Origin of the sequence: Bradyrhizobium jicamae, assembly GCF_001440395.1 — a bacterium.
In the GTDB taxonomy this organism is placed as follows: domain Bacteria; phylum Pseudomonadota; class Alphaproteobacteria; order Rhizobiales; family Xanthobacteraceae; genus Bradyrhizobium; species Bradyrhizobium jicamae.
In genome coordinates, this window is the sequence record NZ_LLXZ01000204.1 from 380 (window position 1) to 13,054 (window position 12,675).

The 12,675-nt window shown below is 62.6% G+C and carries 14 protein-coding genes; 4 read left to right on the forward strand and 10 right to left on the reverse strand.

Features of this window, described 5'->3' with window-relative positions; all coding sequences use genetic code 11:
- Together CQ12_RS35155 and asd are read right to left on the reverse strand one after the other, a co-directional pair.
- Nucleotides 1-601 (reverse strand): NUDIX hydrolase (locus CQ12_RS35155; RefSeq protein ID WP_083519614.1); only part of this gene is annotated, 601 nt, incomplete at its 3' end.
- 79 nt (nt 602-680) lie between these two features.
- Nucleotides 681-1,550, reverse strand: a complete 870-nt coding sequence (gene asd / locus CQ12_RS35160) for an archaetidylserine decarboxylase (RefSeq protein WP_057839859.1) — start codon at nt 1,548-1,550, stop codon at nt 681-683.
- Between the two features lie 34 nt (nt 1,551-1,584).
- On the opposite strand from asd, the gene CQ12_RS35165 reads away from it, so the two are divergent.
- A complete protein-coding gene (locus tag CQ12_RS35165) occupies nt 1,585-3,249 on the forward strand; it encodes an aminotransferase class III-fold pyridoxal phosphate-dependent enzyme (protein WP_057839860.1) in 1,665 nt (554 codons plus the stop codon).
- 336 nt (nt 3,250-3,585) lie between these two features.
- Here CQ12_RS35165 and CQ12_RS35170 read toward each other — a convergent pair whose 3' ends face one another.
- From CQ12_RS35170 to CQ12_RS35180, 3 genes are all read right to left on the reverse strand, one after another.
- Complete coding sequence (locus CQ12_RS35170) at nt 3,586-4,203, reverse strand: hypothetical protein (protein WP_057839861.1); 618 nt, start codon at nt 4,201-4,203, stop codon at nt 3,586-3,588.
- A 122-nt stretch (nt 4,204-4,325) separates the two neighbouring features.
- Nucleotides 4,326-5,015, reverse strand: a complete 690-nt coding sequence (locus CQ12_RS35175; RefSeq protein WP_057839862.1) for a class I SAM-dependent methyltransferase — start codon at nt 5,013-5,015, stop codon at nt 4,326-4,328.
- Between the two features lie 60 nt (nt 5,016-5,075).
- The gene (locus tag CQ12_RS35180; RefSeq protein ID WP_057839863.1) at nt 5,076-6,131 is read right to left on the reverse strand and encodes a glycosyltransferase family 4 protein; all 1,056 of its coding nucleotides are present in this window, start codon (nt 6,129-6,131) and stop codon (nt 5,076-5,078) included.
- A 131-nt stretch (nt 6,132-6,262) separates the two neighbouring features.
- Between CQ12_RS35180 and CQ12_RS35185 the strand changes: the two genes are divergently transcribed.
- A complete protein-coding gene (locus CQ12_RS35185; RefSeq protein ID WP_057839871.1) occupies nt 6,263-7,657 on the forward strand; it encodes a TAXI family TRAP transporter solute-binding subunit in 1,395 nt (464 codons plus the stop codon).
- Between the two features lie 150 nt (nt 7,658-7,807).
- Here the strand turns inward: CQ12_RS35185 and CQ12_RS35190 are convergent, their stop codons facing one another.
- The gene (locus CQ12_RS35190; protein WP_057839864.1) at nt 7,808-8,185 is read right to left on the reverse strand and encodes a cupin domain-containing protein; all 378 of its coding nucleotides are present in this window, start codon (nt 8,183-8,185) and stop codon (nt 7,808-7,810) included.
- A gap of 537 nt (nt 8,186-8,722) precedes the next feature.
- Between CQ12_RS35190 and CQ12_RS35195 the strand changes: the two genes are divergently transcribed.
- Nucleotides 8,723-9,481 (forward strand): sulfite exporter TauE/SafE family protein, encoded by a 759-nt coding sequence (locus CQ12_RS35195; RefSeq protein WP_057839865.1) that lies wholly within the window; start codon nt 8,723-8,725, stop codon nt 9,479-9,481.
- A gap of 25 nt (nt 9,482-9,506) precedes the next feature.
- Here CQ12_RS35195 and CQ12_RS35200 read toward each other — a convergent pair whose 3' ends face one another.
- The gene (locus CQ12_RS35200) at nt 9,507-9,740 is read right to left on the reverse strand and encodes a hypothetical protein (RefSeq protein WP_157088671.1); all 234 of its coding nucleotides are present in this window, start codon (nt 9,738-9,740) and stop codon (nt 9,507-9,509) included.
- Between the two features lie 265 nt (nt 9,741-10,005).
- On the opposite strand from CQ12_RS35200, the gene CQ12_RS35205 reads away from it, so the two are divergent.
- Nucleotides 10,006-10,686: a L,D-transpeptidase gene (locus CQ12_RS35205; protein ID WP_057839867.1), complete on the forward strand. Its 681-nt coding sequence runs from the start codon at nt 10,006-10,008 to the stop codon at nt 10,684-10,686.
- 68 nt (nt 10,687-10,754) lie between these two features.
- Here CQ12_RS35205 and CQ12_RS35210 read toward each other — a convergent pair whose 3' ends face one another.
- The 3 genes from CQ12_RS35210 to CQ12_RS35220 all read right to left on the reverse strand — a co-directional run bounded on the left by CQ12_RS35210 (nt 10,755) and on the right by CQ12_RS35220 (nt 12,256).
- Nucleotides 10,755-11,042 carry a hypothetical protein gene (locus CQ12_RS35210; protein ID WP_057839868.1) on the reverse strand — a complete coding sequence of 96 codons (288 nt, stop codon included), beginning with the start codon at nt 11,040-11,042 and terminating at the stop codon, nt 10,755-10,757.
- 68 nt (nt 11,043-11,110) lie between these two features.
- Nucleotides 11,111-11,791, reverse strand: coding sequence for a winged helix-turn-helix transcriptional regulator (locus tag CQ12_RS35215; RefSeq protein ID WP_057839869.1), 681 nt, complete (start codon nt 11,789-11,791; stop codon nt 11,111-11,113).
- Between the two features lie 24 nt (nt 11,792-11,815).
- Nucleotides 11,816-12,256 carry a hypothetical protein gene (locus CQ12_RS35220; protein ID WP_198164337.1) on the reverse strand — a complete coding sequence of 147 codons (441 nt, stop codon included), beginning with the start codon at nt 12,254-12,256 and terminating at the stop codon, nt 11,816-11,818.
- Nucleotides 12,257-12,675: the final 419 nt, after the last annotated feature.

Sequence of the window (12,675 nt, forward strand, 5' to 3'; positions counted from 1 at the left end):
CATCAACGGGTGCACCGGCGCTCGTATCGATCGCCGCCATCACGTCGTCATGCTCAGCAACCTGCGGCGCGGGTTGCTCAGGCAGCGGCAAGGCAGGCCTGGGAGCGACCGCGGGCGGCGCTGTCTCGCCGATCCGCCTCGTCCGGCGCTTTTCCGGCGCCGGCTGCTTGGCCCGCGCTTTGCGGGCATGCGCGGCCGCGGCCAGTGCGATCGGGCCGACATTTTCAAGGAACGCGCGTTCATAACCACGCGAGAGCCGGTCGACGGCGTCCGCAAGCGGCAGCCAATCCACCGCCTTCACGTCACGCATCAACTCATGCGCCGGCGCGTCGTCCGCCTGCATGCGCCAGTAGTGCACGACCTTGGAGCCACCGCGGGATTCATAGACCAGCGTTCCCAGAAACTCATGCACGGAAACATCGTGACCGGTTTCCTCCATCACTTCGCGTTCAGCGGCGGCGCGCGGCGTCTCGCCGTCGTCGAGCTTGCCTTTGGGCAGGACCCATTCATTGCGCTTGCGCAGGCGCACCACCGCGACCAGCGGCGTCCTTGCCTGCCGCAGCACAATGCCCCCCGCCGCCAGCACCGGCGTCCGCGCCATCTCTCTGTTCCCGCGTTTTCGTCACTGCGAATCCAGTGCGAACGCGAGCATATAGAGGCAAAGGCCGGGAGAATCGAGACTAAACCTGGGGTTTGCGCAACAGCGGCTCGCCGGCGCGGATGCGTGCTCCCTCCACGACACCGTCGGCGAATTCGAAACTCTCCGGCGCCAGCACGATGATGGTCGAGCCGTGCTCGAACCAGCCGAGTTCGTCGCCTTTCTTGACCCGCGCAAAGCAGGCGAAATCCACTGGTCCCCTGCTCTGCGCGTTGAGCGTGACATCGAGGAAATGCAGGCGGATGCTGGCGACAAGAATGGCGGCGACCGGCACCAGCGTCAGCGCCTCGCCGGTCGAAAGCCGCGTGCGCAGCACCGCGCGCTCGTTCTTGCAGAACAAACGCTCCACCCGCTTCAGCGCAATCGGATTGACGTTCCAGACATCGCCATGGATGAACGTCACCCTCTTGATCGTGGCGTCATAGGGCGCGTGAAAGCGGTGATACATGCTGGATGTCAGCCGCAGGGTGAGGAAGCGGCCGTTGCGGTGCTGGTCGACCAGCACGGGATCGCCGAGCAGATCGAGCAGCGAATAAGGCGCGCCCTTGATCTGGAACAGTTCGGTATCGGCGATCCGGCCATGCGCGCCGATGATGCCGTCGGAAGGACTGACCACGATGGCCGGGTCGGGATCGACCGGCCGTAGCCCGGGACGAAGCTCGCGGGTAAAGCAATCGTGCAGGCTCTTGAATTCGGTCTTCTTGGCTTCCGACAGATCGAGATCGGAAAACAGCCGCCAGCACGCGATCGAGGCATCGCGCACCAGCGGGTTCTCGATCTTGCTGAACCAGCCCATGAATCGCGTCAGTGCCGCCCGCGGGACGCGGTTGGTCAGGAGAAAGTTTAAATCCTCCTGCTGGGTGAAGCGGGCGATCAGGCCGCGGATTGTCATCAATCTGTCAGGTGGATTGGCTAGCGCTTCAGGCATGGACACATCCCTTCCGATTCTTTCCCTGTCCGCCGCTGCGGCCGTAAGCGCCGCGGCAGTATTCCCCAAATTCAAGGCGCGGCTGGCGCTCTCGCGCGCCAAGCACCGCTCGCTATCAGGACATTCCAAAATGTCCAAGATGGTGGCGCGGCTGGTGCCGCACTACGAGTTCGACATCGACGATTTCTTCGCGTCCGACGGCGCGCCCGTCGACGTCGCCATGCAGCGCCAGGACGCCTTCTTCCGCCTCGCCAGCCTCTTCGAGGAGCGCTACGCCAAGGGCCGGCGAATGACGGCCGAGGCCGCGACGCAGATCTCCGACCTGCAGTTCACGGAAAACTATCGGGTGCCGTTCCAGTACAGCCGGCTGGTGCGCGAAAATCTCGGCACCGGCGCCTTCATGCAGTCCTCCGCCGGCGTCACCGTCACCGATGTCGACGGCAATGTGTTCTACGACCTCACCGGTTCCTACGGCGTCAATATTTTCGGCAACGACTTCTACAAGGAATGCATCACGGAAGCCGAAAAGCGCGCCAGCGCGCTCGGCCCCGTGCTCGGCCCCTATCATCCCGTCATCACCGACAACGTCCGCCGTCTCTGCGAAATATCCGGCCTCGACGAAGTCTCGTTTCACATGTCCGGCACCGAAGCCGTCATGCAGGCGGTGCGGCTGGCGCGCTACCACACCCGCCGCTCGTATCTGGTTCGCTTCGCCGGCGCCTATCACGGCTGGTGGGGCGACGTGCAGCCCGGCGTCGGCAATCCGGTGTCGCCGCACGAGACCTACACGCTGGCCGACATGTCGGAGCGGACGCTGCATGTGCTGCGCACCCGCCGCGACATCGCCTGCGTGCTGGTCAATCCGCTGCAGGCACTCCACCCGAACGCCAATGCACCCGGCGATTCCGCGCTGGTCGACTCTTCCCGCAAGGGCGCATTTGATCGCGCGGCCTACACGGAATGGCTGAGGAAACTCCGCGACATCTGCACCGAGCGCGGCATCGTCTTGATCTTCGACGAAGTCTTCGTCGGCTTCCGCCTCGCCGCCGGCGGCGCGCAGGAATATTTCGGCATCCGCGCCGACATGGTGACCTACGGCAAGAGCCTTGCAGGTGGGCTTCCCGTCGGCGTGGTCTGCGGCCGCAAGGATTTGATGCGCCGCTTCCGGGACGACCGCCCGGCCGACGTCTGCTTCGCCCGCGGCACCTTCAATTCGCACCCCTACGTGATGACGGCGATGGACGAATTCCTGAGCCGTCTCGCCAGCCCGAACTTCAACGCGGTCTATCAGGGACTCGACGAAACCTGGGACGGCCGCGCCGCCGCACTGAACGAGCGGCTCGCCGCGAACGACCTGCCCGTTCGCGTCAGCAATCTCTCCTCGATCTGGACGGTGCAATACACCGAGCCGTCCCGCTACAACTGGATGCTTCAATACTATCTGCGCGCCGAGGGGCTGGCCTTGAGCTGGGTCGGCACCGGTCGGCTGATCTTCAGCCTCAACTATACGGATGCGGATTTCACCGAGGTCGCCGACCGCTTTGTCGCGGCGGCCGACAAGATGAAGCGCGATGGCTGGTGGTGGCATGAGGCTTCGCTGACCAACAAGGATATCAAGCGGCAGATCTTGAAAGAGATGCTGCGGAAGCGACTGGGGCGCTAAGGGCGGCCTGCTGTCGATTGTCATGGCCGGACTAACCCCATCCGTCATTGCCTGCGACAAACGCGAAGCGTTTGCGCAAGGGAGCAAAGCGACGAAGCAATCCATCTATCCCCGTGCGGAGAGATGGATTGCTTCGCTTTGCTCGCAATGACGGCCTGAGAGATCTTCATCTCCTTCATCATGGCCGGGCAAAAGCGCGAAGCGCGTCTTCGCGCCAGATGTCCCGGCCATCCACATCTTTGTTGTTGCTGACATTGCAAATCGCTGACCCTCAAGACGTAGATGCCCGGGACAAGCCCGGGCATGACGTTCGTTACAGGCATTCAAAGCCACAGCTCACGCGGGCTTGACGTGCTTCTCCAGGCCCGGATCGATCAGCTCGCCCTTCATCAGCGCCAGCGGCGCCTTGTAGTAGAGCTTGAGATCGCTGAAGGGGTCGGTGAGGATCTTGGTCATCCAGACCAGGCCCGTCTCGACGTCGCGGATGAAGAACAGATGCACAGTGCGGAACAGCAGCCCGCCGATGCCGACCGCCAGCCACACCTTGGCCACCTGCCGCATGAAGTCGGCGTTCGAGGTCCAGGGTTCGACCAGGCCGAACAGCGTCGGGCTGAAATACAGCACCAGCGGCGACAGCGCCCAGATCGACATCAGCACGACCTTGCGCTGCAGGTTGTAGCCGACCTTGATCTCTTCCTTGTGCTCATGTGTCGCCTGGTTGACGTGGTCGTAGCCCTTGGGCTCGAAGAAGAAGTGACCGGCCTGTCGCGTCGTCATCGACACCAGCCAGCCGACCAGCGCCGACACCACGGGGTCGAAGAACAGCATTACATAGGCAAACAGGAAGCTCGCGGCGCTGACGAAGTGCAGCGACTGGTTGATGCGGCTGTGGTGATAGTAGCGATGGTCGTCCCAGCGCTGGGTTCGCAGTTCCTGCAGAAAATTCTTGATCATTCTCTACCCCCTCATTCTTTCGTGTGTGACGTCTATCGGGATTCGATGTCCGGCATGTGACATCATGAAGTTGACATGTGACGGCGCAGAGCGACGCGATGACGCAAGCAGCAACGCCCGCGTCAGGCCGCCGCGGCGACGTCGATTTTGCGGAAGCGCACCAGCGAGAAATGCCCGAGCGGCGGCACCAGGCGGCGCTCCGCCAGCTCCATGCCGCGCGCACCCGCCAGCCATTGCGCGTAGCGCGACCAGGCAAACTCGGCGGTGCGGAAGCCGAGCGGGCGCACCACCGGCTGCAGGCGCTGCTCGATGAAGCGGCGCATGCCGGCGTCCGCACTGACGCGTGTGAGGATGATGAGCTCGCCGCCCGGTCGCAGCACGCGGGCGAATTCGTCGAGCGCCTTTTCCGGGTTCGGCACCGCCGTGACGACATATTGCGCCATCACCACGTCGAAGGAATCGTCGGGGAATTCCAGGTTCTCGGCGTCCATCACCGCAAGACCCTCGATGTTCTTCAGGCCGAGTTCGTCGACGCGCTTCTTCGCCTTCTCCAGCATCAACTCGGAAATGTCGGTGCCGAAGATGCGCAGATGCGGCGCGTATTGCGGCAACGAGATGCCGGTGCCGACGCCGACCTCGAGCACGCGGCCGCCGATCTTGTTGGTCGCCGCAATCGCCGCCTTGCGGCCCTTTGAGAACACGCCGCCGAACACCAGGTCGTAAACCGGCGCCCAGCGGTCATAGGCCTGCTCGACCGTTTCGCGATCGAAATCGAGCGGCCTCGTGCCGTCAAGCTTGATGATGTCTGCCATGATTGTCCTGCCTTCTCGTCTTACGCGTATGACTGGTTTTATGGTCGAACGTTCGCAGCGCTAGCCCTGCACGGCGCTGGTCGTGGGCGCCCGGCGCACCGGCCGCAGCGCGCGGCTCGGCTGCAGCGCGGTCAGATTGCCGAGAAACTGCCGCGCGCTGTTTTCCCAGGAACGCGACAGCGCAAAATTCCGGCAGGCCTCGCGCGACATTGTCAGCGCGCGCAGGCACGCTGCGCGCAGATCGGTGTCGATTGCGCCGATCGGATGATCGGCGATGACATCCTTTGGGCCGGTAACGGGGAACGCAGCAACCGGCGTTCCGCACGCCAGGGCTTCGAGCTGCACGACGCCGAACGTATCGGTGAGGCTCGGAAACACGAAGACGTCGGCGGCGGCAAGGTGCGCGGTCAGGTCCGCACCCTTCTTCTCGCCGAGGAAGATCGCGTCGGGGAATTGCCTTGCGAGCTGCGCCTTCTGCGGCCCGTCGCCGACGACCACTTTCGATCCCGGCAGATCGAGCGACAGGAACGCTTCGAGATTCTTCTCCACCGCGACGCGGCCCATGGTCATGAAGATCGGCCGCGGCAGGTCGAGCACAGCGGGGCTATGCGGATTGAACAGTTCGGTGTCGACGCCGCGGGTCCAGAAGCCGAGCTTGCGGAAACCCCGCGCGGCAAGCTCCTGCCGCAGCGAATCCGTTGCGACCATGGTCGTCGAGGCCGCAGCATGAAACCGCTGCAGCACCGCATATCCGACGGCGACCGGGAGCCCGATGCGGACGGCGATATATTCCGGAAAGCGCGTCGTGTAGGACGTGGTAAACGCAAGCTTGCGGCGGCGGCAGTAGGCACGCACCATCCAGCCGATCGGTCCCTCGGTCGCGATATGGATCGCGTCCGGCGCCGCCTCCTCGATGCGGCGCGCGATCTCGCGCCGGTTCGGCAGCGCGATGCGCAAGCCCGGATAGGTCGGCAGCGCCATCGAGGGAAACCCGTCCGGGGTGAGGAAGCTGATGTCGGCATCGAGCGCTCCGGCGCTCTTCGCCAGCGACGTCAGCGTGCGGACGACGCCGTTCACCTGTGGATGCCACGCATCCGTCGCAATCAAGATCTTCATGGCTCGAATCCGAGATTAACGATTCTCGAATTCGACGTTGGGACATGGATATTTCAGGCGTATGACGTCATCGTTCTGTAAGGTTGTTTTTTAAACCCATCTCCACGGATTTCAGGTAACGTGACAGAATGATGTCAGACCCGAACGACAATTCCGCACGATCGCGCCGCCGGCGAAAGCAGAAGAGCTACGCGCTGCTGATCCTTGCCGCGGGCATGCTTGCGTTCGGCGTCGCCGCCGGGACGCTGTATTACGTGCTGCGGCCGACCACGCTGCGGATCGCGGTCGGTCCCGCCGGCAGCGAGGACCAGAAGCTGGTCCAGCTCATGGCGCAAACCTTTGCACGCGAGGGCAGCTCGGTTCGGCTGTCGCTGGTCACGACGGAAGGGACACAGGAGAGCATCGCCTCGTTCACCGCCGGCAAGGCCGACCTCGCGGTGGCGCGCGGAGACCTGAACCTGCCGGAGAATGCCGAGTCGGTTGCCATCCTACGCAAGAACGTCGTCGTGCTGTGGGCGCCTTCCGGCCTGCCCGCCAAGGGCTCCAGGAAGCAGCCGACACCGAAGGTCAAGAGTCTCGAGGACCTCGCCGGTCACCGCGTCGGCGTGATCGGACGTACGCAGGCCAATGTCACGCTGTTGCGCGTGATCCTGAAAGAGTCCGGCATCAATCCGGACAAGGTCACGATCAGCCAGTTCGCCACCAGTCAGCTCAGCGAAATGGCGAAAGATCAGTCGGTCGACGCCTTCATGGCCGTCGGCCCGCTCAAGAGCAAGATCACGGTCGACGCGATCGCGGCAACGGCTGCGGCCCGCGGCGAGCCGAAATTCCTGCCGATCGACGTTTCCGACGCCATCGCCAAGAAAAACCCGGTCTACGAATCCGAGGAAATTCCAGCGAGCATCTTCGGCTCTTCGCCGCAGCGGCCGGAAGACAAGGTCGACACCGTCGCCATCAACCATCTGATCATCGCGCCGAAGTCGCTGTCGGACACGGCGGTTGCCGCCTTCGCCCGCCAGCTCTTCACCAACCGGCAGCAGCTCGCGCGTGAACTGCCGGCCGCCTCGCAGATCGAAAAGCCGGATACCGACAAGGACGCCGCGCTGCCGGCCCATGCGGGCGCCGCCGCCTATATCGACGGCAACGAGCGAACATTCCTCGAAAAATACACCGACTACATCTGGTTCGCGGTCCTGATCCTCTCGGGCCTGGGATCGGTTGGCGCCTGGTTCAGGCATTACTGGAACAAGGACGAGCGCGAGCAGTACATCGCCCATCGCGATCATCTGCTGGAGCTGATTGCGAAGGTGAGAAAGGCGGAGACGCCGGAACAACTGGCGGACATGCAAAATGCGGCCGACAGCATGTTGCGCGAGACGCTGGATTGCTATGACGACGGCACCGTCGAGGAAAGCGATCTGTCGGTGATCGCTCTCGCGCTCGAACAGTTCCATCACGCCGTCACCGACCGCCGCGTGGTGCTCGGCGCGGGCGCGGCCGACATGCCACGGATGCGGGTCGGGTAGGTCTGATCAGTCCTGGCCGGCGTTGCTTCGATCAGGCATGTGTATCCCAAACCGGCGCAACGTCGGCTCCTTACTTCCCCTCTCCCTTGGAGAGCGTGAATCGACGCCGCGAAGCGGCGGCGGGAGTTCCTTTGGGAAATTCCTGGTTCGTCATTTCACGACTTCCGTAACGGGCTTTCCTTTATCCACGATGTGGACGGTCAACATCTTCAACGCCTTGTCGCCTGCAACCTTGAATTCGGCGTGAGGCACGTTACGAATATTGATCGTCGCTGCTCCAGTCGGGAATTGCCTCTGGCTTCCGTCCGGCAGCTCAAGCATCGCGCCATCGAGCACGTAAACGACCTCTTCGCCCGGATGGATATGTCTCGGAAGATTTTCCCCGGGCAGGACAGTAACGATGGTGACGATGACATCCATGTCCTTTCCGGTCAAATCTGCTCTCTTAAGTTCATCCCGCGTGATGCCCTGCGCATGGGCGGAACTGATCAGCATAGCGATGATGGATGTGAGAAATAGCTTTTGCATATTCGACTCCCATGGAAACGCGTGAAAAAAATTCATTCGTAAGACACACTTCGACCGGGAAGCAAGGCGCCCTCGCTCTGGTTGAGCAAGATGGCAGAGCAGTAGCATAAAACCTCCCCGAGCCTGACGAGAATTGCAGTTCACTTCCGATGCGGCAGTACCACTGACAATGTTCTTGTCTCCGTCAGGTTCACAAGCGGCACACGCCTGCTGTTCTGCTTAAGACTTCTAACCTCTTCCCGCTCAGCGCGGGCTCGGCCGACATGCCGCGCAGCCGACTTGCCGCGCATGCGCGCGAGCTAGGCGCGAACGGCGCTCGTGCGTATTGCACCGAGAGCAATATGCACCGAGAGCAATGTTGATGTTGCGCCTTGCGCCGGCGCGATGCCATGTTGCGCGCGATCACGACGCTTCGCACAACATTGCCATCGGACCACCCATGCCTTTCCGCTTCACGGGAGAGAGTGAGAGACTGCGCCTGCGGCGAGCGACCGCGACTAGGCGGGTGCGCCCGTGATCGTATCAGCGATATCAAACATGCCCGCGCCTCTCACGCTCGCGATCGCCCTCTCCGGCGTTTTCCTGATCGCCTTCATGAAGGGCGCGTTCGGCGGCGGCTTTGCCATCGTCGGCATCCCCTTGCTTTCGCTGGCGATGGACCCGATCGCGGCCGGCGCGCTGCTGGCGCCGCTGTTCGTGGTGATGGATGTCACGGCGCTGCGCTATTGGCGCCCGAACACCTGGTCTCGCGTCGATCTTGCGATGCTGCTGCCTGCGCTCATCGTCGGCATCGGGCTCGGTTACTTCGCGCTGCGCGATCTCGACCGCCACGCCGTCGAGGTCGTCATGGGCCTGGTGACGCTGGTGTTCGCCGCGATCTGGCTGTTAAGCGGAGGCGAAGTCAGGGTGCGTCCGCGTTCGACGCCGAAGGCCATGCTCGCCGGCTTCTCCTCCGGCGTGACCACGATGGTCGCGCATTCGGGCGGGCCGCCGCTTGCGATGTACCTGCTACCGCTCGGCATGTCGAAGGCGCTCTATGCCGGCACCACGAGCCTGTTCTTCACGGTCGGCAATCTCCTGAAGGCCGGCCCGTGGCTCGCGCTCGCCACGCCCACCAAAAGCCTGTGGATGCTGATGGCACTCTGTGCGCCGGCGGCGCCTGCCGGCGTCTGGGCGGGATGGCGGCTGCACGAGCGCCTCGACCAGCGCACGCTCTACCGCGCCTGCTACGCCATTCTGGTCGTCACCGCAGCCAAGCTGCTGTGGGATGGGCTGGCCGGATATGTCCGGTCCTGAGAAAGCCCCTCCACCCAGGTTGACGTCAGCGCCAATAGCGGCGGTGATAACGATGGCCCGAGTAGTGACGATTTCCCGATCGTTGCCAGCCATAGGCCGTGTAAGGATTGCCTCGCCCATAATTCTGGCAATTTGCATTCGGATAGAACTGGGCGCACTTGCCTGGATTGGTAATGACGTGCTGCGCCGATGCCGGATTGGCAGGAGCGAACAGCAGCAGCAAGGCAACGGCACCCAACAAAATCGCTGGTCTTGTCATGGCGGACTCGCTTGTCTCTGGACTGCGACTCCAACGGCGCCGGATGCCAAGGGTTCCTGTTTGGGCCTCTTTTTGAACCCCCTGAGCTCGCGCCAGGCACCTGCCTGGCACGGCCCGCCGGCAACGAAACCTTAACGAAACAATTCCCTAACGCGACGAAACCATTTTGGCGATTTCGTGCAAATGTCCTGAAACGGTTCACCGGTACAGGTTTCCCCAACGACGCGCCGAGAACGGCGCGGCACATTTAAAACAGGGGCGACCAATGTTTAATTCATTCAGGCTGAACACCCGCTTTGCTGCCGCCGCCTTGGGCGCGCTGGCGATCGGCGCGACCGCATTTTCCGCACCCGCCACTGCTGCTCCGTTGCCGCTGTTTCCGTTCTTCCTGCCGCAGATCGAAGCCGCCCCGCCGCCGGTTGCGGTCGCGCCCCAGGAGGAAGACCGTTCGGTCGAACTGCCGGCCCGCCTGCGCCGCCAGGTTGTGAACTACTATACCCGCGAGGCGCCGGGCACGATCATCATCGATACCCCCAACACCTATCTCTATCTCGTGCTCGGCAACGGCCAGGCGATGCGCTACGGCATCGGCATCGGCCGTGACGGCTTCACCTGGTCGGGCACCCAGACGATCACCCGCAAGGCGGAATGGCCGGCCTGGACCCCGCCCCCGGAAATGATCGCCCGCCAGCCCTATCTGCCGCGCCACATGGCCGGCGGCCCCGGCAACCCGCTCGGCGCCCGCGCGATGTATCTCGGCGGCACCATCTATCGCATCCACGGCACCAACGCGCCGGAGACGATCGGTACCCGCGTTTCCTCAGGCTGCCTGCGCCTCACCAATGAAGACGTCAAAGACCTCTATTCGCGGGTCAGCGTCGGAACCAAGGTGATCGTGCTGCCGATGACGGATCGCCGCGCCGATCTCGGCCGCACCATCCGCTAGGCACGAATAATTTCCACGGTGAAATCGGCCCCGGCATTGCCGGGGCCGATTTTGTCCTCAGCACCGTGTTAGCCCGACCTCACTTCGTAGATTCGAATGCTCGAAATGAAAGGGTTGCCTTGCGCCATCTTCTCCGCGTCGTCGAGATTCGCCGCGTTGACGATCGTGAATCCGGTAATGGAGTCGGGGCCGAGCGGAAGGTCCTTCGTTCCGCCCTTCGAGATTTCTCGACCATTCCCGAAACCGCCCATGTCTACGGTATGCGGCTTGGTTGCCTCAAACCATTTGCTCCAGGCGGACATGATTTCCGGGGTGGGTTTTTCAAATCCGTAGTGCAGCAGCACAAACTTCTTCATGCTCGACTCCTGTTCACCAGTTGAGGCTAGTGCTCTCTCCTTGGAACTCCGCTTTTCGATTGCTCCTATCAGTGCGCAGCGGGCGCGATGCGCCGACGTTCGGCCAGGTCGAACAGCAGTGGAAGCTTGCGAACCAGCGCCATGGAGCCGATGACTTTGGCGCGCTTCGCTTCGATTGCGTCTTGAAGCGAGACGCTCGTTCCAACAATCTGCAACACCGCGTCAAACGGCGCTTCCAATGTCCCCTTGCAATCCGTGATGCCTCTCTGAATCGACGTGCCTGAGCCGCCGCCTGCGACGGTAAAGCCTGCCGATTTCTTGCCATGGGTAACCATGAGACCGACGTTGATTTCCGGCACGGGTGAACGCTTCGCGATGGCATCAAGGCCAAGCATCACCCAGTCCGGCTCGAACGTGTCGCCCGGCACCGGCGGGAACAGGAAGCGGCCGCCCCAGCGGATCAACTCCCGGATCGCGGGCTGAATTTCCCGGCCGATCTCCGTCAGCTCGTACACCTGCGCATTGACCGGCCGCGGCAAAACAGTTCGCCGCACGACGTTGCATTCGATCAGGGTGGCAAGGCGCGCTGTCAGCAAGGTGGGACTCATACCATCAAGATGATCCAGCAGATCGCCAAATCGCTTCGGCCCGAGAAGGAGCTCCCGAATAATCAGGAGAGTCCAACGCTCACCGATGATTTCCGCCGCGCGGGCAAGCGCGCAGAATTGCGGATAGTGAAGATTGCTCATGCCTTCGAGATTAGTTCCTCCGCATCATCTTCTGTAGGCGAGGGCGATCAGCGGGCCCACGATGGCGAACTGTAGAATCGTGAACGCGGTTTCGAGCAGCACAAAGTCCGGCACGGAAATCATCACATTTTTGGCTGCAACAGCGAGCGTGGTGAACGACCACGACAACAGGCCTGCGCCAAGACCATACAAGAGCCCGTCCTTCAGAATAGACCCGCTGCCCCGCGTGAATACGCGCGGGAACAACCACGAGAAGATCGCGCCCTGGATGATCATTGAACCCAATCCAAAGGCGATCACTGGTTCGTCGCGATAGATCTGGAGCGCATGATACTTCTGCTCGAACAGCACGAGATGCCAGACGAAGGCGATCGGAAAGGTCGGAACAAGGTATGCGGCAAAGCCGAGCCAGAAGCTGCGGGCGTCGGCCGGGCGGGCAACATACGATACTGCGGACATCGGCAACTCCGATCTTACTACATTTTTTATAGTAGTTACTATAAAATCTGGAGTCAACAGATCGGAGGAAATGGCCGCGTGAAACCGCCAACTCGGCCAGATGATCCAATCCAGCACGCCGAGCCAAGGGAGGGGCGTCGAATTGAAGTCTCGGGAATGTCCGTCAAACGGGCAGGGCCATGGGAACCCGCTGCACTGGCGCGTCTCTCGCCTTCCCTGTAAAATGTTGTGGGGCGATTCATTGAGGGCTCGGGGGGACGATGCGTCTGCCGATGCGTCTGAAGACGATTGCGATCGCGCTTGTGGTCGTCGTCGTCTCGTTTACCGCGAGTCTGAAGCTCATGGACGTCGTCGTGCCGCGCGCGACGAACCGCCCGCCGCCGCTTGCCGAATTGCCGCCGCTGCCGCCGGCGCCGCGTGCGTCC